The sequence below is a fragment of the Lysobacter sp. DMC104 genome (assembly GCF_056313665.1).
This window is the reverse complement of record NZ_JBQUZW010000004.1, coordinates 225,539-248,345: the sequence shown is the minus strand read 5'-3', so window position 1 is coordinate 248,345 and position 22,807 is coordinate 225,539. Positions and strand designations below refer to the sequence as shown.

At 67.4% G+C, this 22,807-nt stretch carries 17 protein-coding genes and 1 pseudogene; 6 read left to right on the top strand and 12 right to left on the bottom strand.

The annotated features are described in order from the left end of the window. Window positions 1-45: 45 nt before the first annotated feature. The 8 genes and pseudogenes from ACT53R_RS07960 to nusG all read right to left on the bottom strand — a co-directional run bounded on the left by ACT53R_RS07960 (window position 46) and on the right by nusG (window position 12,691). Complete coding sequence (locus ACT53R_RS07960) at window positions 46-855, bottom strand: SRPBCC family protein (protein ID WP_476171314.1); 810 nt, start codon at window positions 853-855, stop codon at window positions 46-48. A gap of 55 nt (window positions 856-910) precedes the next feature. After that, a complete protein-coding gene (locus ACT53R_RS07955) occupies window positions 911-1,603 on the bottom strand; it encodes an SRPBCC family protein (protein WP_476171313.1) in 693 nt (230 codons plus the stop codon). A gap of 33 nt (window positions 1,604-1,636) precedes the next feature. Then, the gene (locus ACT53R_RS07950) at window positions 1,637-2,959 is read right to left on the bottom strand and encodes an FAD-dependent oxidoreductase (RefSeq protein ID WP_476171312.1); all 1,323 of its coding nucleotides are present in this window, start codon (window positions 2,957-2,959) and stop codon (window positions 1,637-1,639) included. 14 nt (window positions 2,960-2,973) lie between these two features. Beyond that, window positions 2,974-3,930: an NAD-dependent epimerase/dehydratase family protein gene (locus ACT53R_RS07945; protein ID WP_476171311.1), complete on the bottom strand. Its 957-nt coding sequence runs from the start codon at window positions 3,928-3,930 to the stop codon at window positions 2,974-2,976. Next, window positions 3,920-10,120 (bottom strand): beta-ketoacyl synthase N-terminal-like domain-containing protein, encoded by a 6,201-nt coding sequence (locus tag ACT53R_RS07940; RefSeq protein WP_476171359.1) that lies wholly within the window; start codon window positions 10,118-10,120, stop codon window positions 3,920-3,922. The genes ACT53R_RS07945 and ACT53R_RS07940 overlap by 11 nt, the downstream gene beginning before the upstream one ends. A gap of 213 nt (window positions 10,121-10,333) precedes the next feature. Further along, a pseudogene (locus ACT53R_RS07935) lies at window positions 10,334-10,504 on the bottom strand (acyl carrier protein); the annotation flags it as partial. 163 nt (window positions 10,505-10,667) lie between these two features. Next, a complete protein-coding gene (locus ACT53R_RS07930) occupies window positions 10,668-12,173 on the bottom strand; it encodes a DUF1302 family protein (protein ID WP_476171358.1) in 1,506 nt (501 codons plus the stop codon). Then, the gene (gene nusG, locus ACT53R_RS07925; RefSeq protein ID WP_476171310.1) at window positions 12,173-12,691 is read right to left on the bottom strand and encodes a transcription termination/antitermination protein NusG; all 519 of its coding nucleotides are present in this window, start codon (window positions 12,689-12,691) and stop codon (window positions 12,173-12,175) included. Before nusG ends, ACT53R_RS07930 begins: the two co-directional genes overlap by 1 nt. Window positions 12,692-12,928: 237 nt before the next feature. Here nusG and infA point away from each other — a divergent pair, with 237 nt between their 5' ends. Continuing rightward, window positions 12,929-13,147 carry a translation initiation factor IF-1 gene (gene infA / locus ACT53R_RS07920; protein ID WP_117202246.1) on the top strand — a complete coding sequence of 73 codons (219 nt, stop codon included), beginning with the start codon at window positions 12,929-12,931 and terminating at the stop codon, window positions 13,145-13,147. 126 nt (window positions 13,148-13,273) lie between these two features. On the opposite strand, the gene clpA is transcribed toward infA, so the two are convergent. From clpA to ACT53R_RS07905, 3 genes are all read right to left on the bottom strand, one after another. After that, entirely contained in the window at window positions 13,274-15,559 is a 2,286-nt protein-coding gene (gene clpA / locus ACT53R_RS07915) for an ATP-dependent Clp protease ATP-binding subunit ClpA (RefSeq protein ID WP_476171309.1), read from the bottom strand. Between the two features lie 285 nt (window positions 15,560-15,844). Next, complete coding sequence (gene clpS / locus ACT53R_RS07910; RefSeq protein ID WP_476171308.1) at window positions 15,845-16,165, bottom strand: ATP-dependent Clp protease adapter ClpS; 321 nt, start codon at window positions 16,163-16,165, stop codon at window positions 15,845-15,847. A 68-nt stretch (window positions 16,166-16,233) separates the two neighbouring features. Then, window positions 16,234-16,644, bottom strand: a complete 411-nt coding sequence (locus tag ACT53R_RS07905; protein WP_476171307.1) for a PKD domain-containing protein — start codon at window positions 16,642-16,644, stop codon at window positions 16,234-16,236. Window positions 16,645-16,927: 283 nt separating this feature from the next. Between ACT53R_RS07905 and ACT53R_RS07900 the strand changes: the two genes are divergently transcribed. The 5 genes from ACT53R_RS07900 to ACT53R_RS07880 all read left to right on the top strand — a co-directional run bounded on the left by ACT53R_RS07900 (window position 16,928) and on the right by ACT53R_RS07880 (window position 20,081). Continuing rightward, window positions 16,928-17,413, top strand: a complete 486-nt coding sequence (locus ACT53R_RS07900) for a hypothetical protein (protein ID WP_476171306.1) — start codon at window positions 16,928-16,930, stop codon at window positions 17,411-17,413. Window positions 17,414-17,429: 16 nt separating this feature from the next. Continuing rightward, on the top strand, window positions 17,430-17,894 hold the full coding sequence (locus tag ACT53R_RS07895; RefSeq protein ID WP_476171305.1) for an NUDIX hydrolase: 465 nt from the start codon (window positions 17,430-17,432) through the stop codon (window positions 17,892-17,894). Window positions 17,895-17,902: 8 nt separating this feature from the next. Continuing rightward, window positions 17,903-19,018 carry a tRNA 2-thiouridine(34) synthase MnmA gene (mnmA, locus tag ACT53R_RS07890; protein ID WP_476171304.1) on the top strand — a complete coding sequence of 372 codons (1,116 nt, stop codon included), beginning with the start codon at window positions 17,903-17,905 and terminating at the stop codon, window positions 19,016-19,018. A 45-nt stretch (window positions 19,019-19,063) separates the two neighbouring features. After that, window positions 19,064-19,678, top strand: a complete 615-nt coding sequence (locus ACT53R_RS07885; protein WP_476171303.1) for a lysogenization protein HflD — start codon at window positions 19,064-19,066, stop codon at window positions 19,676-19,678. 148 nt (window positions 19,679-19,826) lie between these two features. Then, entirely contained in the window at window positions 19,827-20,081 is a 255-nt protein-coding gene (locus ACT53R_RS07880; RefSeq protein WP_476171302.1) for a hypothetical protein, read from the top strand. A gap of 101 nt (window positions 20,082-20,182) precedes the next feature. Here the strand turns inward: ACT53R_RS07880 and acnB are convergent, their stop codons facing one another. Continuing rightward, a complete protein-coding gene (acnB, locus tag ACT53R_RS07875) occupies window positions 20,183-22,774 on the bottom strand; it encodes a bifunctional aconitate hydratase 2/2-methylisocitrate dehydratase (protein ID WP_476171301.1) in 2,592 nt (863 codons plus the stop codon). Window positions 22,775-22,807 lie beyond the last annotated feature (33 nt).

Genomic DNA, 22,807 nt, shown 5'->3' with positions numbered 1-22,807 from the left:
CTCGATCCGACAACGCAATCGAAGGCCGAATGCGGACCTGCGACGTCAACCTTGCGCGGCGGGCACGGAGGCCGGCGCAGCTTGCGCGTCGCCCGTCGCCTGCGATGCGACGGGGACGGACTGGGTCGCCGTCGGCGCGGCGGAAGGCGCAGGCGACTCGGGCTCGGCCGGGTCGACGATGAAAGCCGGCTTGCCGAGGCGGTAGCGCTCTTTCTTGAACATCTCGCGCATCTTGCCGAACTCTTCGTGCACGACCCCGGGCATCACCGCGTTCTGGAGCATGTACGGCAAGCCGAGGTCCATCTCGGAGATCAGCTGGATGTCGACACCGCCGTCCTTCGCCGGAGTGAAGGTGAAGCGGTTGCTGAGCTGCGTGACGCGCGGCACGCCCGGATCGGCCGGGATCTTGTTGGGCGCCGCGTGCACGTTCATGCGCACGACCCCGGTCTTGGGATCCTGCGCATAGTGGTTGACGATCACGACATCCAGTTTGCCGAACGGTTTCAGATCCAGCTTGTAGGTGTCGTAGGCGAGGAAGACCGGGTCGTCCATCACCTGTTCGATGCGGCGGATGTCGCTCGCGCCGACGTCGTAGCCGGTGTTGAGGTCGCTCATGTAGAAGACCGCGTCCGACAGGTGCGACGTGGAATGCATCTCCAGCTTGTACTTCTTCAGGGTGTAACCCGGCGGCTTCATCGACCAGACGCGGATGCCGTCCTTGTCGCTGACGAGCGTCCACTGATCGGAGCCGCTCTGCACCCAGAGGACGTGCGCCACCAGCGCCAGGGCGGCGAGGACGCCCGCGATCTTCATCAGTCGCGCAAGCTTGCCGCCGGATTTCTTCGTGTCGTTCATGTGCGGGAATCGTCGTTGGTCGGGATGGTCGCGAAGCGTGCGCCGAGGCAGGCGCTCAGGGTTCGCGAACGGAAATCAGGCGGGCCTGCTGGTACTTCGGGGTGAGCACCAGCTTGCGCTGGTCGCTCAGGCCCTTGAACAGCAGGTCGGGCATGGCCAGGTTGATCATCGGGTAAGGCAGGCCCAGGTCGACATCGCCGGTGATCTCCCACTGCACTTCGCCGTTGCCCAGCGGCGTCAGCCGGAACTGGTTGTTGAGGTGCGTGACCCGCGACGTCCCGAGGGTCGGCGGCTTCGCGCTGGGCGCGGCCTGCACGTTGATCAGCACTTCGCCCGTCTTCGGATCCTGGGCGTAGTTCAGCATGCTCACCATCTCCTTCGTGCCGAAGGGCGGCATCGGCTGCTCGACCGAGAAGTAGGCCAGGTACATCTTCGGCGTTTCCACGCGATCGAAGATCTTGAAGTTCTTGCCGCCGAAGTCCTCGTTGGTGGATTCGTCGCCGCGGTACAGGAACACCGAACTGGTGAGGCTGGTCTTCACCTTGGTGCGGCCGCGGAACTTCATCAGCCCCGTCCCGGGATCCTTCAGCGAATAGACCTGGATGCCGTCCTCGTCGCGGATCAGCTTCCACTGGCCCGAGCCCGAACGGACCCAGACGATGTGCGCCACCAGCGCGACGCCCGCCAGCACGAGCGCGGCGCGCAGCAGGAATTTCCGGATCTTTGCAAACCGCTCACGAAAAGCCATGTTTCGTCTTCCTCGAACAGCGTCAATCGTTGGTCAATGGGCCGTGGCCATGTCGCCCTGCTCCGCGCGCGCCGCGGACGCCTGCCGCAGGGTGTCGCCGAGGTGCGTCGCAAGGCGCTTGGCCAGGCACAGCAGGGTGATCAGCGGGGTGATCCGCACGTCGGGGATCACCGACTGGTCGCAGACGTGGAGATCGGCGATCCCGGTCGTCTGCAGGTGTTCGTCGAGATGCTCGCCGACCCACAGCACGCCACCGGGCGTACCGGCGACATTCTTCGAGCGGAAGACATCGGTCGCGCCGGCGGCCTCCAGGATCTTCGCCGCATGCTGCTCGGCTTCCTTCAGCTTGGCCGCATCGTCGGCGCCGAGTTCCTTGCGGTAGCGACCGTCGGGCAGCACCTGCCCCCCGAGCGTGTCGTTCAGCGCCACCGCGACCGCGACCGTGGTGCTGTGCGCGAACATCCGCGACGGCTTGCCGTTCGACAGCATGAACAGCTTGAACAGCGGTTCGACCATGGCGCCATCGCCGATCGTGATCCCGTTGCCGAGATCGCATTCGAGCAGGCCGACGTAGGCATCGCGACCGACGACGTCCTTCACCGTGCCGAACATCATGAAGGCCGGCTTGCAGAAGAAGCCGCGACTTCCGACGTTTTTCACGCCGGCACCGATCAGCAGGCCGGGCGTCGCCGGCGAGCCGGCGCAGACCACGACCTTGCGTGCGGTGGCGCGCTTCGTGCCGCCGAACAGGCCGCGCTTGTATTCGACGCCGACCGCTCGGCCATTCTCGACCAGGATGCGCTTGACCCGCGTGCGCACGAGCAGCGTCGTGCCGGCGGCAACCGCCTCATCGATCCAGCCGAGGGCCTTCCACTTCGCCTCGTAGGCGTAGCGGCCGTCCGCGCACTGCGACAGGTCCAGCGCCATGTGGTGCGGCTTCATCGGGAAACCGACGCGCGCGGCGGCATCGCGGATCCACTTCGTCTGCGGCGGCAGGAAGTCGTCGTTGACCTCGACCACCGGCACTTCGGCGCGCACGGCCTCGAGTTCCTTCGACAGGTCCATGCCCAGCATCGAGAAGGTCTCCGGCGTGGGCAACTTGCAGATGCCGAAGTAGATGCCGGTCGAGCCGCCGACGCCGTGCGCGGTGGTCGCCTGCAGGCCCGGACCGACGCTGAGCGTGCGCGCCACGGCAGCGAAACCGCCGATGGTTTCCCGCGGCGCGGCGTCTCCGCCGCGCTCGATGAGCAGCACCGACAGGCCCTGCTTCGACAGGTCGCGCGCAAGCGAAGCGCCGCAGGCGCCCGCTCCCACCACGATGACGTCGAATTCGTTCTTCTCCACGGTGCTGTCCATGCGAATGAGGCGTTTCAGAGGTCGTGGGCTTCGATCCAGGCCGCGGTGTCGCGGAGCGTTTCGGCCAGCGGACGCGGCTGCCAGCCCAGTTCGTCGCGGATGCGGCGATCGCTGTAGCGGTACGGCTGGCCCACCAGTTCGACCGGCGTGCCGCTCTTCTGCGCCAGCGCCTTGGCCTCGGCGAGGCTGAGCACGCGCTCCGGCACCTGCAGTCCGGGCACGGCTTCGGTCACGGCCATCACCAGATCCGGCACATGCGTGCCTGCCACCAGATAGCGACCGCCGGGCGTGCCCTTTTCGTACGCCAGGATGTGCGCATCGGCGAGGTCGCGCACGTCGACCACCGACAGCGCGACCTGCACGCGGAACGGCATCTGGTTGTGCACGATCGCCGCCACCGGCACGGTGCTGGGCGTGTGCTTGTAGAAGTTCGGGCCGAGCACGATGCCGGGGCAGATCACCACCAGGTCGAGCCCCGCCGCATCGGCCCACTGCCGGGCGACGCGCTCGCTCTCGAGCTTCGAGCGGCAGTACGGATCCTCCGGATCGCTCCAGTCGGCCTCGGTCAGCGGCTGTTCCTCGGTGCCGCCGAAGCCGACCGCGGCGATGCTGCTGGTCAGCACCACCCGCGCCACGCCGCAGGCCTGCGCGGCGCGCAGCACGGCAAGGCAGCCATCGGTGTTGTTCTCGACGATGCCCTCGCCGAGGCTGGCCTCGTCGTAGTGGTACAGCGCGGCGACCTGGAACACGCCGCGCACGCCGGCCATCGCCGCGCGCAACGCGCCTTCGTCGCGGATGTCGGCCTGGTGCAACTCGACGGGATAGCCGTCGAAGATGCCCTGGGCGCGGACGTCCTCGACGTCGCGCACGGTCACGCGGACGACGTAGCCGCGATCGCACAACTGCTTGGCGAGGGTGTTGCCGACGTGACCATTGCCGCCGGTGACAAGAACGGGACCATCAGATGCCATCGACACGCTCCAGCGCGGGTTCCTTGTTGATGTTCGGTGTCGCCGCGGCCGCGCTGCGCTGCGCGGGTGCGGTCACGCCTTCCTGCGACATCCCGGCCGGGCCCAGCGGGAAGAAGAAATCGCTGTCGTCGCGGCTCCAGCGATCGAAATACGCGGCGAGCAGCGCGTCCCAGGCCGGCAGCGCGACATCCAGCGCTTCGAGGAACTGCGCGAAGTGCGTCTGCTCGAACGGGAACAGCACCGCGAAGTAGCCGTCCATGATCTTGCGCTGGCGCGAAGCGCCCTCGGCGTCGCGGAGCACGCACTCCAGCACGAAGCCGTCGAGCGGGCTGCGCTCGTAGATCCGGCGGACGTACTCGAAACAGGCATTGAGGTAGTGCTGGCGCGTGACCGGCGCGAAGGTCCGCCCCAGTCGCTGCTCGGCCATGCGGTAGACACGGGCGATCGGGCACGGCGTCAGATGCGTGCCGTGCACGATCGAGTTCCACAGGTCCGGACGACGGCTGGCACCGGCGATCAGCGCGGCGGCGATGTCGACGGGCACGGCGTCCAGCACGTCGTTCGACACCTTCTCGCGGCAACCGACGGTCAATCGCATCTGCAGCAGGCGATGCAGCATGTCGTCGGTCTGGGCGCAGCCGGTGCGGCTGGAGCCGGACAGTTCGCCGAAGCGGTAGATGACGTACGGCACGCCGACGGCCGCCGCGCGTTGCAGGTAGCGCTCCTGCACCCATTTCGACTGGCCGTATCCGCCGTACACCGTCTCGCCCGCGGCGATGAAGGCCTCGTGTTCGTGCACCGAAATGGTGTCGCCGGTCTTCAGGATGCAGGTGGCGGTGCTCGACATGAACTGCACGAGCTTCGGGCGCCTGCTCGCGGCGAGACGCACGATCTCCTTCATGCCGACGGTGGCGTCGCGGAAGCTCGCGTAGCCTTCGATGTGGTTGACGTGGGCCGCCGAATGCACGATCTGGTCGATCTCGTCGCAGCAGGCGTCCCACTGCGCTTCGCTCAGGCCCAGCCGCTCTGCGCCGACGTCGCCGCACAGCACTTCGACGCGACGCTCGTCGAGCACCAGGTCGCAGCGGGCGGCGCGGTCGCGCAGCCGCGCCCACGCGACGTCGACGTCGGGCGCACGCACCAGGCAGCGCACGCGCACCTCGGGATCGTTCGCGCACAGCGCATGCAGGACGTGCATGCCGAGGAAACCGGTCGCGCCCGTCAGCAGGATGCGCAGCGAGGCCGGCACCTGTTCGATCGCCGGCCACGGCGTGTCGGGCAGCGCCAGCGGCGCCTCGGCGTCCTGCAGGTGCAGGTCGCCGCCGGCCGCGGCACCGTCCACGCGGACGGGACGACGCGACGAGGCGATCGCCTCGTCGCCGGCGGCTTCCACCTTCGCGAAGCGCATCGCCTCGAACGGGCCGTGGTATTGCTCGGCCAGCATGCGCGTGAAATCGCCGATGGTGCGGCACTCGAAGAACGTGGTCGGCGAGAACTTCGGGCCGAAACGCGCCTTCAGTTCGGTGGTCAATCCGGCCATGTCCAGCGAGTTGAGGCCGATTTCCAGCAGGCCGTCATCGCTGCGCAGCGTGTCCATCGACACTTCCAGCGCATCGGCCAGCAACTGGCGCACGAACAGTGCGGCCTTCTCGGGCACCGGCGCATCGACCTGCACGCCGTCGACGGCTTCGGCTTCGTCGATCCAGAAGCGGTAGCGCGACGACTGCGTTGCGGCCGCAGGCCTGGCCTCGGACCTGGCTGCAGCGGATGCGGCTTCCGGCGCGGGCACCGACACCGACACGACGGGGCCGGACGCAGCGGCTCGGCCCTCGGCGATCCAGTAGCGCGTCCGCGTGAACGGATAGGTCGGCAGCGGAATGCGGCGACCGCGATCCGGCCCGATGCGGCGAGCGTCGGCGATCAAGCCGTCGCTCCACAGCCGCCCCAGGCGCCGCGGGTCGCCGCGCTGGAGCATCAGCGAGACGAAGTCCTCGCGCTCCTGTGCATCGAGCATCGCGGTGACGCTGCGCGCGTTGCCGACCTGGCCGACGAGGACGTCGTCGTGCTCGCTGCCGGCCACGAATGTCGCGAGCCGCTCGGCGAGACCGGACAGGTCATGCGCGAGGAACGCGGCACGATGGTCGAACGAACGCCGCCCCTGCGTCAGCGTGAAGGCGACGTTGTCGAGGGTGAGGAACGGCACCGAGGACGCGACCTCGTCGCGCAACAGCGCGAGCAACCGCACCGCCATCGCCTGCAACTGCTCGGGGGTGCGCGCCGACAGCGGCACGACGCGCAGCGGACGATCGCCGGCAGGTTCGGCGTCCGCGGGCGCGACGTATTCCTCCAGGATCACGTGCGCGTTGCCGCCGCCGATGCCGATGGCGCTGATGCCGGCCCGGCGCGGATGCGGCGTGCCGTCGACGACCTTCTCGTCCCACGCAGAGACTTCGCGCTGCACGCGGAACGGCGCGCTGTCGAAGTCGATGTTCTCGTTGAGCACTTCGGCGTGCAGCGAGGGCACGAGCGTGCAGTGCTGCATCTGCAGCAGGATCTTCTGCACGCCGACGATGCCGGACGCGGCTTCGAGATGGCCGATGTTGGTCTTGATCGAGCCGATCGGACAGCTGCCGACCGGCACGTCGTAGGGGGCGAAGGCGCGGGTCAGGCCGGCGATCTCGATCGAATCGCCGAGATCGGTGCCGGTGCCGTGGCCTTCGATGTAGCCGATCGTGCGCGCGTCGATGTCCGCCTTCGCCAGCGCGCGCGACACCAGTTCCGCCTGCGTGCGCGGGTTGGGCACGGTATAGGCGCTGGTGCGGCCGCTGTGGGTGACGACGACGCTGCGGATCACGCCATAGACGTGGTCGCGGTCCGCGATCGCCTGTTCCAGCGGCTTCAGGAACAGCGCGCCGACGCCCTCGCCCGACACGTAGCCGTTGGCGCCCTGTCCGAATGCGCGGCAGACGCCGTCGCGCGACAGCGAGCCGCCGCTGGAGTTGATGTCGTACTTGCTCTGGTGCAGGTCGAGGTTGACACCGCCCGCGATCGCGGCACGGCATTCGCCGGACAGGATGGCGTCGCAGGCGAGCTTGATCGCGGTGAGGCTCGCCGAGCACGCGGTGTCGAGCGTGAGGCTCGGGCCGTGCAGGTCCATCCAGTAGGAGACGCGGTTCGCGATGCTCCACAGGAACGAACTGGGATTCACCTGGCGACCGGCGGCCTTCTCTTCCAGCCCGAACATCTGGTACGAGGACCACACCGCACCGACGAACACGCCGATGTTGCGTTCGCCCGTGTCGCCGCCCAAGGCGTCGACCACGTAGCCGGCGTCTTCCATCGCTTCGTGCGCGACTTCGAGGAACTGGCGCTCCTGCGGGTCCATGACCGCCGCATCGCGCCCGGAAATGCCGAAGAAGGCGGCATCGAAGGCGTCCACGTCCTCGATGAAGCCGCCGCGGTAACGCAGCACCGGCGTGATGCCCTGGCGCATCGCGATGCGCGTGTCCGGCAGGTCTTCGATGCAGTCGCGGCTGTCGAGCAGCAGGCGCCAGAGTTCGCGGGGATTGTTCGCCTTCGGATAGCGACCCGCCATGCCGACGATGGCGATGCCGGCAGGCGCCTTCGCCGGGCCGGAGGCGACGGCGTCCGGCGTGGTGTCAGGCTGCGATGGCACGACCTCGGCGAAGTCGGCCCCGGCGGCAGGCTGCGCCTCGACGGCGGCGATCGGTCGCAGATAGCCGCGCAGGCGGTACGGCGCATGGATGTCGCCGGTTGCGGCCTTCGGGTCCGTTTCGAGATCGGGGAGATTGCGCTTGTCGACGAAGGCGACGCCGATGCGGCGCGCGATCTCGTCCGCTTCCGCCAGCGTGATGCCCAGCGGCAGCGCGAGGCGGACGACGCCCGCCAGCGCGTGCTGGCGCGAAAGACCGGCGTTGTGGCCGGCGGCGCGGATACCGGTTTCGATGTAGAGCCACGCCAGGAACGACGGGACCGGCTCGCGCAGTGCGGCGAATTCGGGGATGGCCGCGACGTCGACCAGCACGCAGTGTGCGCCGGTCGGCGGCACCACGGGCACGCCCTGCTGCGCGAGGGTCGTGGCGAGGTGGCGCACGGCAGCCTGGCGCTGCGGGATCTGTTGTTCGAGGTACGCGCGATCCTGCAGCGCGAGGCCCAGCAGCTTGCGCTCCTGCACACCCAGCGCGCAGCCCTCTTCGGCCAGCGTCGCTTCCAGGCGTGCCTGCAGCGCGGCATCGCGGGCCGCGACGAGACCACCGCCGGTGACGCCGAAATTCTTGGGCAGACTGGCCACGACCACGTCTGCAGGCGCCAGCAGGTCGTGCACGGCCTGCCACATCGCCGCACCCGTGCGCCCGGAAGCCCCGAACGTCACGTTGTCGAGCACGCGGGTCGCATCCACCACCAGCGGGATCGCATGCGGCACCAACAGCGCCTTCACGGCCTGCAGGTGTTCGAGCGACACGGACTGGCCGCCCGATGCATTGTTCGCGATCTCGACGCAGACCATGGCGATCTCGCCGGGATTCGCGAGCGCCGCACGCAGGGCATCGAGATCGAGTTCGCCCTTGTCCGTCGCCGGGCTGCCGACGGCGAACACCGACGCCTTCGCCACTTCCCGCGGGATGAAGCCGTTGTCGATCTGGTGGAAGAGATTGGTCGGGAACAGCAGGTTCTGCAGGACCACGCCCTTGCGCGGCCACGCACGGAACAGGACGCGTTCGGCGGTGCGGCCCGATTGGGTCAGCACGAACTGCCGGAACGGGAAGACCGACGCGAGGGCGGCCCGGGTATCGACCGGGCCGTACAGGCGCGCATGCAGATGCCGCGAACGCTGTTCGATCGCAGGCCGGTGCAACTGCGCCCAGGAATCGGTCTTGAGATCGAACTCGACATGCACGTGCGGCAGGCCAAGCGGATTGAAGCCGCTCTCGGCCAGCCGGTACGAGCGCGCGACGCCGCGGATGCCGATCACCGGTTCGCCGGCGGCTTCACTCGTGGAAGCCACCGCTGCCGGCGCGGAGACCGCGACATCCGCGGCCTGCTTCGACGCGCCGTCCAGATCCGTATGCCGGGCCGCATCGCTGGTCTGCATGCGGTCGGGATCGGCGATCATCATGATCAGGTCGATCACGTCCTGCGGCTCACCCGTGCCCTGCGGCCGGCACAGGTGGATCGTGTGGTTTTCCGGACGGAACTTGTTCTTGAACTGCAGGTTGCCGGCATCGTTGAACAGGTTCTGCTCGCGCAATTCGTCGAGCGCACGATCGATGTCCGGGTCGGCCTGGTCCGATTCCTCCAGCTTGCAGCCGTAGGTACCGCCCATGCTGAGCACGTCGCAACCTTCGGCCTTCAGCGTCTCGATGATCTGGCAGATCGCGAATTCCAGGCCGCCCAGCGGCATCTCGCGTCCGTAGAACTCCAGGTCCATCAGATAGCCGCCCAAGCGCGCGGCCAGCGGCGTGATCATGATGACGTTCTGCATCACGTCATCGACGTAGGTGACGAACAGCCGGTGGCCGGGATCGAGCGTGCCGGCGACGATCTCCTCGCGCACCTTGTGGATCAGCGGATTGACCATGGTGCGGTTCGCGCACCAGGCATCGATGATGCCGGCGATGGCCTGCGTGGTCGCGGGGTCGCCGCCGCAGCGGAATTCCTCGGTCCGGCACGCCCCTTCCTTCTCGAACTTGTTCACCAGGTAGCGCAGGCGGCGCATCGACGCGCCCGCGAGAGTGAAGTCCTTCAGATCGACGACGCGCTGGAGCACGCCGAAAGGGGTCGCGCTGAAGCGCAGGTCTTCCGTGGCGGGCACGGCCTGCGCAGAGAGGAGATTCGGATGCAGGCCGGCCTGGATCGCATGGCGGCAGAACTCGGCGGCGAGTTCCGCATAGTCGTCGTCCGGCCCGCTGTAGCCGTAGGCCAGCAGGCGATCGCCGCTGCGGGCGTAATGGAAATAGCCGGTGCGACGGCTGCCGATGAACAGGTTCGGCGCGATGTTGCGGGTACCGCGCGAGACGGACCCGTCGTTCTTGTGTTCCTCGAACGTCTTGCGGACCCACTCGCCGAGGCGCGGGTCATCACGCAGCACCTGCTCGAAACCGAGGATCGGGCCTTCCGGAATCGAAGGACGCGCCGGCGCTTGCGCGACGGCGACGGGAGCAGCCGCCACGGTTGCGGGCGCCGCGTCCGCAATGGGTTTCGCGGCAGGTGCCGTGGGCAAGGGCGCCTGCGATGACGGCGCAGTCGCCGTGTTCGCCGGCATCGCCACATGTCCGCGCGCCTGCATGAGCTTGCGCAAGACATCGGCGTGCCGGTCGACGAAATACGCCGCCAGATCGTTGACGTGATAATTCTCGAACAGCAATGTCTTCGGCAACCGCCCGAAATCGTTTTCAAGCGATTTGACGATCCGCAATACCCGGAAAGAGTCGATCCCCAGTTCACCGAAGGGTGTCGCGGAATCGAAATTCGCATCGAGCGATTCCGCGGCTTCCGCGATGAGGGCCTTCAGGTAATCCTGTGCAAAGTCGAACAATCGATCCCGTTCAGTCATGGAAAGGGTCTCGTGCGGTGAGGCGCGATGGAGTTCGTGTGACCGGGCGCGTCGTCCTTGCCCGGGAAAAATAGGCGGACAGGCTCCGCCCTGTGCCTGACATGCCACGGCATGCCAAGCTCGATATCGAAGTGTTGGCAACCCGCGTCAAGCGGGTCGCGATCTAGAACTGGTACTGGATCTTGAACAACACCTGCTTCTGATCACGCACGGCCCGCAAGGAACCATTTTGGTGATTCGTCGAAGGGACGGCCAGATTCAGGCTCAATGTCACGTTATCGTTAACAGTCCATGTCGTCAACAACATGCTCAGATTGCTGACATGGGGCCAATAACGAAAATTCTGCAACGAAATCGACAGATCGTCGTTCAGGAATTTCTTTTCGGCGGACAACATCACCGTCTGCCGATTGCGCGCAACGCCGACCAGATCGTCGTCCCAATCGGAGACATGCTGGTTGAGCAGCTCGCCGGAAAATGACAGCGTTGGACTCGACTGATAATCCAGACCCAGATAGGTCTCGATCGTGCGCCGATGCCGGATCTGCAGCGCGGCGTCGTTGAAGGGCTTGCCGTATTTCACGGCCGCCTCGCCGCGCAGCACGAAATTGCCCATCGCGCGCGTGAAGGAAAGTCCGGCCATCGAGAATCGCTCGCGTACGCGCGACACCTGGCCATCGACGTTCATCCGGCGGGCATAGTCGTTGTCGACCAGGCTCGCGGCCATCAGGGTGAAATCGGCGGCGTCGTAACTCTTCTTCCAGCTGACGCCGTATTCCATGCCGTTGTCCCCTTCGATGCGATGGCGATACGTCAAGGGATCGAAGTCGTAGAAGGAGCCGTCGGCCGGCGACTTGTTGAACTCCGGCGTCGGGATCAGGAAGCCGCCGAGGTGGATGCCGTGCGAGAAATGGTCCACCTGCAGCATCGGCTGGCCGATGCGCAGTTCCTCGAGATTGAAGTTGAACAATTCGCGGTTGTCGCGCGGACTGATCTCGTCGGTGATGGGCGCGAGCATCGATTCGCCCCAGGCCAGGGTCTGGATGCCCGCGCGCAGACTGGTCTGGCCGATGCTGGTCTGCAGGTAGGCCTGCGTGACCAGCGTATCGGTGCGCTCGACCTCGCGCCGATGATCCCGGCCCATGAAAGCGTTGGTCTTGGCGTCGAACAGCACCGAGAATCGACCATTGAAGGTCTTCGCGTATTCGACGCGCACCGACGCGCGGTTCTTCACCATGCGCGACGGATGCTGGGTCTTGTAGCCGAACTCGTAGGCCATCGTGAAGCGCAGCGGCGATTCTTCCTGCGCCGTGTCGCCGGTGCCGTCGCCGATGTCGCCGGACGCGGCAGTGGCATCGCCGAGATCGAGTTCGCCGGGCTCGGAAGCGCCGGGCGGCGCAGCGGCGGGATCGGAAGTGCCGATGTCGGCCGATGCGCTGTCGGGCGCACCGATCTCGTCGATCCCGCCCTGCGCGGCGGAAGCCGCGGCAGCGGTGTCGTCGGTGGTCGCGGCAGGATCGACAGGCACCGCGGAATCGGAGCCAGCCTGCAGGGGCGAAGGTTGCGCATCGCCGATCGTCGCCTGCGCGAGGACGCGATCGGGCGAGAGGAACACGAGGAGACCGCAGCACACCCAGCCGGTGTGTTTCAGGCAGGAAGTCACGCGCATCAGCACACCACGATGGCGTCGAGGTCGACTTCCACCCGCACGCTGCTGCCGACGGCGTCGACGTTGATCACCACGAGTTCCTGCTGCTTGACCCGCACCAGATCCCCTTCCATCCCTTCGAGCGGGCCGGAGACGATCTTCACGCGGGTACCGGCCAGCAGCTCGGGGCGGGCCTCGTAGTCGTGGCCACTGTCGACCAGGCGCTTCACGGCATCGAGGTCGCGCTCCGGCAGCACCGCGGCACGCCCCGCCGACAACACCAGCCCGCATGAGCCGGGCACGTAGCGCATGCCTTCGTACTGTTCGGGCTTGGGCCGGACGAAGACGTAGCCGGGGAAAAGCGGCATCTCCACCACCGAACGGCGGCTGGACATCGAGCGTTGGATGCGGCGCCTCGGGAGATAGGTCTCGACCTGCTTCTGCTGCAGGGCGGCTTCCACCTTGCTTTCGTGCCGACTTCTTGTTCTGAGCACCAGCCACGGATCTGCGTGGTGCACGCTGTGCACAAGTCCCTTCATGCCCGCCATCGTCCTGCAAACTTTTGTTAGAAAAACATTAAGCCAGAATTCTTGCCTCTACATGACAAAGGCTGAACCCGAGCCTCTTTCGCGCATAACCCTATCCTATCAGGATTGAGTTGTTGCATTGCAACATCCCGCCCTCGGAGCAACTGCTTTTGCCATCGCGCCCATCCGGTGGCAGAATACGCGGCTTCGCCGGGCGTTAGCCCCGGCTTTCACGGCAGCGCAGGGCGCATGGCGAAAGACGACGTCATCGAATTCGAAGGGACCGTTTCCGAAACGCTCCCGAACACCATGTTCCGGGTCAAGCTCGAGAACGGACACGAGATCATCGCCCACATCTCCGGGCGGATGCGCAAGAACTACATACGCATTCTGACGGGAGACAAGGTCAAGGTCGAAATGACCCCGTACGACCTGACCAAGGGCCGGATCACCTATCGCATGAAGTAATCCTCGCAAGACACTGAAAGACAAAGGCGGCCTTCGGGCCGCCTTTGTCGTTTCCGCCGATGCCGCACCCAGGTGGCGGTGCTTCGGGCACCGCAGTCCCGGCGGGACCACGGCGCCCTGCCCGGCTTACTCGACCGTGGCCGGGAGCAGTTTTTCCGGCTCGGCCTGGGCCTCGACCACCAGGTCGTCGTCGCGCACGTCGACGTTGACCCGACCGCCATTGACCAGCCGGCCGAACAGCAGTTCGTCCGCGAGCGGCCGCTTGATGCGGTCCTGGATCACCCGCGCCATCGGCCGCGCACCCATCAGCGGGTCGAAGCCGTGCTCCGCCAGCCAGTCGCGAGCCGCCGGGGTGGCCGAGAGCGACACGTTCTTCTCGTGCAGCAGGGCTTCCAGCTCGATCAGGAACTTGTCGACGACGCGCAGGATGTGGTCGAAACCCAGCGCCTGGAACTGCACCACCGCGTCGAGGCGGTTGCGGAATTCCGGGCTGAAGCTGCGGCGGATCACTTCCATCGCATCGGTGCTGTGGTCCTGCTTGGTGAAGCCGATCGACCGGCGCGCGGCCTGCACGGCACCTGCATTGGTGGTCATCACCACGATCACGTTGCGGAAGTTCGCCTCGCGCCCGTTGGTGTCGGTCAGGATGCCGCGATCCATCACCTGCAGCAGGATGTTGAAGATGTCGGGGTGAGCCTTCTCCACCTCGTCCAGCAGCAGCACGCAGTGCGGGGTCTTGACGATCTTCTCGGTCAGCAGGCCGCCCTGGTCGAAGCCGACGTAGCCCGGGGGCGCGCCGATGAGGCGGCTGACCGAGTGCGGCTCCATGTATTCGCTCATGTCGAAGCGGACCAGCTCGATGCCGAGCTGCAGCGCCAGCTGGCGCGTGACCTCGGTCTTGCCCACGCCGGTCGGGCCGGCGAACAGGAAGCTGCCGATCGGCTTGTCCGGGTTGGCCAGCCCCGAGCGCGCGAGCTTGATCGCGGCGGTCAGCGTCTCGATCGCCGGATCCTGGCCGAAGATCACCATCTTCAGGTTGCGCTCGAGGTGCTGCAGCACGTCCTTGTCGGACGCACTGACCTGCTTGGGCGGGATCCGCGCCATCTTGGCGATGATCAGCTCCACTTCCTCGACGTCGATCCGGTGCTTGCGGTTCTCCGGCGCGAGCAGTTGCTGCCGGGCGCCGGCTTCATCGATGACGTCGATGGCCTTGTCGGGCAGCAGGCGATCGTTGAGGTGCTTCACCGACAGATCGACCGCTGCCTGGATGGCGTCATCGGCGTAGGTGACGTTGTGATGCGCCTCGTACTTCGGCCGCAGGCCGCGGAGGATTTCCACCGCCTCGCCGATGGTCGGCTCGACCACGTCGATCTTCTGGAAGCGCCGGGCCAGCGCGCGGTCCTTCTCGAAGATGCCGCGGTATTCCTGGAAGGTGGTGGAACCGATGCAACGCAGGTCGCCCGACGCCAGCGCCGGCTTGATCAGGTTGCTGGCGTCCATCGTGCCGCCGCTGGCCGAGCCGGCGCCGATGATGGTGTGGATCTCGTCGATGAACAGCACCGCCTGCGGGATCTTCTTGAGCGCGGCCAGCACGGCTTTCAGGCGCTTCTCGAAGTCGCCGCGATACTTGGTGCCGGCGACCAGTGCACCGAGGTCCAGCGAGAAGATGGTCGCGGCGGCGAGGACGTCGGGCACGTCGCCATCGACGATGCGGCGCGCCAGACCTTCGGCCAGCGCGGTCTTGCCGACGCCGGCCTCGCCGACATACAGCGGATTGTTCTTGCGGCGGCGGCAGAGCACCTGGATCGTGCGCTCGATTTCCTCGGCGCGCCCGACCAGCGGGTCGATGCGGCCTTCGCGGGCCATCTGGTTGAGGTTGGTCGCGAATTCGCCCAGCGGGTCGTTGCGGCCTTCGCCGCCCTCGCCCGCTTCGCCGCCCTGCTCGCCGCTGTCCTGGCCCTGCGGCGACGGCGTGTCGCCGGCCTTGGTGATGCCGTGGGACAGGAAATTCACCACGTCGAGCCGGGTCACGCCCTGCTGGTTGAGGTAGTAGACCGCGTAGGAGTCTTTCTCGCCGAAGATCGCGACCAGCACGTTGGCGCCGGCGACTTCGCTCTTGCCGGAGGACTGGACGTGATAGACGGCGCGTTGAAGGACGCGCTGGAAGCCCAGCGTGGCCTGCGTGTCGCGGCCGTCGCCTTCGGGCAGCAGCGCGACGGAGGTGGAGATGGCCTGTTCGAGGTCCGTGCGCAGGCGCTGGAAGTCCACGCCGCAGGCCTTCAGCACGGTTTCGGCGGAGGGGTTGTCGAGCAGCGCCAGCAGCAGGTGCTCGACGGTCATGTATTCGTGACGCGCTTCGCGGGCGTGCTTGTAGCACTGGCCGATCGCGTATTCGAGGTCTTTGCTGAACATGGTCGTTGCCATCCTCCGAGAAGTTCTGCCGTTCGAGTCCAAGTCTGCCGCGCCGGGGCAATCGGCGAGGTCATTCCCGGACCCGGGATGCAGGATGGGTCGCCCCGTCCCGTCGCGGAATACCGAAGATCTGAACACTGCGTCGTGCCGGAGGCCGGCTTGAAACGACGCGCCCGTCCATGTCACGAGACAATGTACCGTCGCGTGTCCGGACGCAAGAGTGCATGCAAATTCCGCGCCATCGGCGCGGGCTTCGGATTCCGTCCGCCGGAACTGGGGACCGGATCAGGCCTTTTCCATGGTGCACAGCAATGGATGCTGGTGCATCCGTGCGTATTCGTTCACCTGGGCGACCTTGGACTCGGCGATCTCGCGGCTGAAGACGCCGCACACGCCGCGACCGCGGGTGTGCACATGGAGCATGATCTGCGTGGCTTTCTCCAGCGGCATGCCGAAGAAGCGCATCAGGACCTCGACCACGAAATCCATCGGCGTGTAGTCGTCGTTGAGCAGCAGGACGGAGTACAGCGGCGGACGCTCCAGCTCGGGTCGGCTGGGGGCAAGGGCGACACCGTGGTCGTGCTCGTGTTCGGGGGGATGGGCCATGTGCAAATTATACGGGCCCGCGGCCCGCGAAGCCCGCACCCCGGTCGTCCGGGATGCGGGCGGGCGGCTCAGTTCCAGGTGCCGTTGACCTGCAGGCAGCCGGGCGTGCCCACGGTGGTACAGACGTGACGCACCTTGACCGGCGTTTCGCCGTTCCAGCAGATCGCCTTCAGCGACATGACCCGGTCGGCGCCGTTCGGAAAGACATGCGTCGTCACCGGGCTGCCGGTGAACGCAGTCGAACCGTCGTCGAAATCCCAGAAGTACTTCCACACGAACGACCCGGGACAGGCCGTGGGCGCGGAGGCGGGCCGACCGGCGTCGAACGTGCAGGAGAACTGCGTGAAGCCCGCGCTCCAGGTACACAGCCCCTGGAAATTCGCGGTCGCGGCGGCGTGGACCGGCGATGCGGCAAGCAGTGCGAGTGCGAGCACCGGCCCCGCGCAGCCGGGCATCGAGAGGAAACCCTTGCGTGTCATGACATCACTCCTTCGAAGATCCCGAGGCGGGAAAACGCATCCCGGCGGGATGCTGTCCGGGCGGATCGCCCGGCCACGACCTTGCGCCCGCGCCCCCTCGGAGGACAGGTCGTCGGGCGGAACGACAAGCGCAGCACGTGCAACCGGCGGTTCCGGCATGGTGATCCCCCGCATCTGCGGGGGGCGGAAAGCCCGCCGGACCGTGGACGTCGGTCCGGACGAAGGGAGACAATGCGTGACAGCGGCGGCCATTCCGGCCGTTCACCACCAAGGGGAATCGCTCATGTCGTTCTTCCGCTCCACGGCCATCGCCTCCGCGCTGCTGGTCGGCGCCTTCGCCCTGTCGCCCGTCGCCCACGCCGAGGACGCTTCCGTCAAGTCCCGCCTGGACGCCCGTGGCGTCAAGTACGAAGTCGACGCGGACGGTGATTTCAAGGTCACCTACAACTACTCGAAGGAAAAGCGCACGCAGCTGGTGTTCGTCAGCGGCAGCACCGAGAGCGTCGCCGGCTACACCATCCGCGAGATCTTCGCCCCGGCCGCGCGCGTCGAAAAGGACGGCATCAACGGCGCCAAGGCGCTGGAGCTGCTGGCCGAAAGCCGCAAGAACAAGCTGGGGAGCTGGGAGATCGGCGGCGACGTGCTCTATTTCGTGATCAAGCTGCCCGACACCATCAACGCCGAGCAGCTCGAGAACGCGATGGACATCGCGGCCGAGACCGCCGACGACATGGAAATCAAGTTCAGCGGCGATCGCGACGACCTCTGAGGTCGTCCGGGCACGCATGACCGACCTCGATCGGCGTTTCTGGCAGCCCGACGTGACCGTGGCCACCGTGGTGGTGGCCGACGGCCGGCTGCTGTGCGTCGAGGAACGCGCCAACGGCCGGCTGGTGCTGAACCAGCCGGCCGGACATCTCGAACCGGACGAAAGCCTGCAGGACGCCGCCCTCCGCGAGACCCGCGAGGAGACCGGCTGGGACGTGCGCCTGACCGGCTTCGTCGGCGCCTATCAATGGAAGGCGCCGGAAACCGGACGCCACTACCTGCGCATGGCCTTCGCCGCGGAACCCGTCCGCCACGATCCTGCACGCACGCTCGACGACGGCATCGTCCGCGCGCTGTGGATGACTCCGCAGGAACTGCTCGACGCCCGCGATCGCCACCGCAGCCCGCTGGTCTGGCAGGTCGTCAGCGACCATCTGGCCAGCCACCGCTTTCCCTTGTCGCTGCTGCGGCAAGTGCCCTGAGCGGGCCGATGGCCGGTCCGCGCATCATCGTCGGCATGTCCGGCGGCGTCGATTCATCGGTCGCCGCGCTGCGCCTGCGCGACGCCGGCGAATCCATCGCCGGGCTGTTCATGACCAACTGGGCCGACGACGGCAGCGGCGAGTGTCGCGCCGAGGACGACCGCCGCGACGCGGTCGCGGTCTGCGGCCGGCTGGGCATCCCGATCCATTTCCGCGACTTCTCGACCCAGTACTGGGCCGGCGTGTTCGAGCACTTCCTGGCCGAATACGCCGCAGGACGCACGCCCAACCCGGACGTGCTGTGCAACCGCGAGATCAAGTTCAAGCATTTCCTCGACGCCGCGCACGACCTCGGCGCCGATGCCATCGCGACCGGCCACTACGCCCGGGTCCGCGAACGCGGCGGCCGCTGGCAGTTACTGCGCGCCGCCGACCGCGGCAAGGACCAGAGCTACTTCCTGCATCAGCTGGGTCAAGCGCAACTCGCCGCGACCCGCTTCCCGCTGGGCGAGCTGATCAAGGCCGACGTGCGCCGCATGGCCGCCGAGGCCGGGTTGCCGACCGCGGCGAAGAAGGACTCCACCGGCATCTGCTTCATCGGCGAGCGCGACTTCCGCACCTTCCTGTCGCAGTACCTGCCGGCGAAGCCCGGCCCGATGGTCACGCCCGACGGCCGCCGCATCGGCGAGCACCCGGGCGTCTTCTACTTCACCCTCGGCCAGCGCGAGGGCCTGCACATCGGCGGCGTGAAGGGCTTCGCCGCCGCGCCGTGGTTCGTGGTCGGCAAGCGCGTGGCCGACAACGTGCTGATCGTCGACCAGGGCACGGATTCGCCATACCTGTTCTCGCACCGGCTGTGGACCGAGGCCGCGCACTGGATCGCCGGCGCCCCGCCCGCCCGCGCGTTCGCCTGCACCGCGCAGACGCGCTATCGCCAGCGCGACGAGGCCTGCACGGTCGAGGTCCGCGACGACGGCACCCTCGCCGTCGCCTTCGCCGACGCCCAGCGCGCGGTCACGCCCGGGCAGTCGCTGGTGCTGTACGACGGCGACGTCTGCCTGGGCGGCGCGGTGATCGCCGCCACCGACGCGCCTCTGGAGCGCGGCGCGATCACCGCCGCGTGACGCCCTGCGCCTGACCTGTCGCCGCATCCCGGCTATCCTGTCGCCATGACTTCGACGGACCTGCGTTCCCGCGTGCTGGCGCTCGCCGGCCTGCTCCACTCACTGAAACTGGTGCGCCAGATCGCCGACACCGGCCATGCCGAGGCCGCCGCCGAGCGCATCGCGCTGGACAGCGTGTACCGGATCGATGCCGACAGCGTCGACGCCGTCTACGGTGGCGTCGGCGCGCTGCGCGGCGGCCTGCAACTGCTGCGCGAACACCTCGCCGAACGCGGCGCCGACGAAGCCCTGCCGCGGCTGGGCATGGCGGTGCTGCGGCTCGAACGCGGCTTCGTTGCCGACGAGACGATGCCCCGGCAGGTGCGCGACGGCATCCGCGCCGCGGAAGCCATCGCCGAGCGCCAGGGCAGCCTGCACCCGGACGCGATCGCGCGCCTCGGCAAGCTGTACGCCGACACCCTCAGCCAGTTGCACCCCAAGGTCGTGGTGCATGGCAACCCGCATTACCTCCAGCAGCCGGAAGTCGTCGCCGAGATCCGCGCCCTGCTCCTCGCCGCGATGCGCTCGGCGGTGCTGTGGCGCCAGACCGGCGGCACGATGTGGGACTTCGTGCTGCGCCGGCGCGCGATGGTGCGGATCATCGAAGCCGAAATCGGCTGAGGGCCGGCCACGGCACCACGCACTCCGAGGCGCCGGGTTGCACCATGCCCGACACCCCCGGCCTGCGACGGTGTCGTGGCATGCTCGGGATGTCGCCGACGGTCCATCGGCCCGCAGGCGACATCCCTTCCGCGAAAAGGATTCGCACATGAACGCACGCAACGTCTTCCGCAGCCTGCGCATCGCCGGCGCCATCGCCCTGCTCGCCCTCGCTGCCTCGACCGTGCAGGCCGGGCCTTACGAGTCGGTGTCCGTCACCAGCCACTACGACGCCAACGGCTCGCTCGTCGGCGTCGAGGCCTACGGCAGCTGCGGCTTCCCGCTGTACGGCACCACCGGCGTCACCAGCAGTACCGTCGTCATCAGCTGCGCCGACATCGACCAGGTGCCGCTGCCGTTCTGATTCCGGCGCCCGGAAAACGACGAAGCCCGGCCAAAAGCCGGGCTTCGTCGTTTCATTCTTTCGGTGGAGCGGAGCTGGGCTCTGCTCCACGCGAACCGGCGTCAGGCGGCGACGGTATCCGCGACCTGCTTGTAGTCCTCGATGCGATCGAAGTTCATGTAGCGGTAGATCTCGGCGCCCTTCTCGTTGATCACGCCGATGTCGGCCATGTACTCGGCCTTGGTCGGGATGCGGCCGAGGCGCGAGCAGATCGCCGCGAGTTCCGCAGAGCCGAGGTAGACGTTCGAGTTGCGGCCAAGGCGGTTGGGGAAGTTGCGGGTCGAGGTCGAGAACACCGTCGCGCCTTCGCGCACCTGCGCCTGGTTGCCCATGCACAGCGAGCAGCCCGGCATCTCCATGCGCGCGCCGGCGGTGCCGAACGTGCCGTAATGGCCTTCCTTCGTCAGCTCGGACGCGTCCATCTTGGTCGGCGGCGCGACCCACAGGCGCGTCGGGATGTCGCGCTTGCCTTCCAGCAGCTTCGCGGCGGCGCGGAAGTGGCCGATGTTGGTCATGCACGAACCGATGAACACCTCGTCGATGGTCGCGCCGGCGACGTCGGACAGCGTCTTCACGTCGTCCGGGTCGTTCGGGCAGGCGACGATGGGCTCGTGCACGTCGGCCAGGTCGATCTCGATCACCGCCGCGTACTCGGCGTCGGCATCCGGCTCCAGCAGCTGCGGATCGGCCAGCCACGCTTCCATCTTGGCGATGCGGCGGGCCAGCGAACGCGGGTCGGCGTAGCCCTCGGCGATCATCCACTTCAGCAGCGTGATGTTGCTGGTGAGGTACTCGATGATCGGTTCCTTGTTGAGGCGCACGGTGCAGCCGGCGGCGGAGCGCTCGGCCGAGGCGTCGGACAGCTCGAACGCCTGTTCGACCTTGAGGTCCGGCAGGCCTTCGATCTCGAGGATGCGGCCGGAGAAGATGTTCTTCTTGCCCTGCTTGGCGACGGTCAGCAGGCCCTGCTTGATCGCGTACAGCGGGATCGCGTTGACGAGGTCGCGCAGGGTCACGCCCGGCTGCATCTGGCCCTTGAACCGGACCAGCACCGATTCCGGCATGTCCAGCGGCATCACGCCGGTCGCGGCGGCGAACGCGACAAGGCCCGAACCGGCCGGGAACGAGATGCCCACCGGGAAGCGGGTGTGCGAGTCGCCGCCGGTGCCGACGGTGTCGGGCAGCAGCATGCGGTTGAGCCAGCTGTGGATCACACCGTCGCCCGGGCGCAGCGAGATGCCGCCGCGGGTCGAGATGAATTCCGGCAGCGTGTGGTGGGTCTTCACGTCGACCGGCTTCGGGTACGCCGCGGTGTGGCAGAACGACTGCATCACCAGATCGGCGGAGAAGCCGAGGCAGGCGAGGTCCTTCAGCTCGTCGCGGGTCATCGGGCCGGTGGTGTCCTGCGAACCGACCGAGGTCATCTTCGGCTCGCAGTAGGTGCCCGGACGCACGCCCTGGCCTTCCGGCAGGCCGCAGGCGCGACCGACCATCTTCTGCGCCAGCGAATAGCCCTTGCCGGTGTCGGCGGGCTGCTGCGGCAGGCGGAACAGCGTCGACGGCGCCAGGCCCAGCGCTTCACGCGCCTTGGCGGTCAGGCCGCGGCCGACGATCAGCGGGATGCGGCCGCCGGCGCGCACTTCATCGAACAGCACGTCCGACTTCACCTGGAACTCGGCGATCACTTCGCCGTTCTTCAGCGCCTTGCCGTCGTAAGGACGCAGCTCGACCACGTCGCCCATTTCCATCTTCGACACGTCGAGTTCGATCGGCAGCGAGCCGGCGTCCTCCATCGTGTTGTAGAAGATCGGCGCGATCTTCGAGCCCAGCGTCACGCCGCCGAAGCGCTTGTTGGGGATGAACGGAATGTCGTCACCCGTCCACCACAGCACGCTGTTGGTGGCGGACTTGCGGCTGGAGCCGGTGCCGACCACGTCGCCGACGTAGGCGACGATGTGGCCCTTTTCCTTCAGCGACAGGATCTGCTGGATCGGGCCGCGCTTGCCGTCTTCCTCCGGCACGAACGCCGCGCCTTCGCGCTTGTTCTTCAGCATCGCCAGCGCGTGCAGCGGGATGTCCGGGCGCGTGGTCGCGTCGGGCGCGGGCGAAAGGTCGTCGGTGTTGGTCTCGCCCGGCACCTTGAACACGGTGACGGTGAGCGAGGCCGGCACTTCCGGACGGCTGGTGAACCATTCGGCGTCGGCCCAGCTCTGCAGCACGGACTTCGCGTTGGCGTTGCCGGCCTTCGCCTTTTCCTCGACGTCGTGGAAGGCGTCGAACATCAGCAGCGTGTGCTTGAGCGCGTTCGCGGCGATGCCGCCGACGACGGCGTCGTCCAGCAGTTCGACCAGCGGGTGGATGTTGTAGCCGCCGAGCATGGTGCCCAGCAGTTCGGTGGCGCGCTCGCGGGTGATCAGCGTGCAGGTTTCCTTGCCGAAGGCGACGGCGGCGAGGTACGAGGCCTTGACCTTCGCGGCGTCGTCGACGCCGGCGGGCACGCGATTGGTGATCAGGTCGACGAGGAACGCGTCTTCGCCGGTCGGCGGCGCCTTCAGCAGCTCGATGACCTCGGCGGTCTGCTGCGCGGTCAGCGGCAGCGGCGGGATGCCGAGAGCGGCGCGTTCGGCGACGTGTTGGCGATAGGCGGCGAGCATGGAGGACTCCTGGAAGGCGGGGCGAAAAAAGGG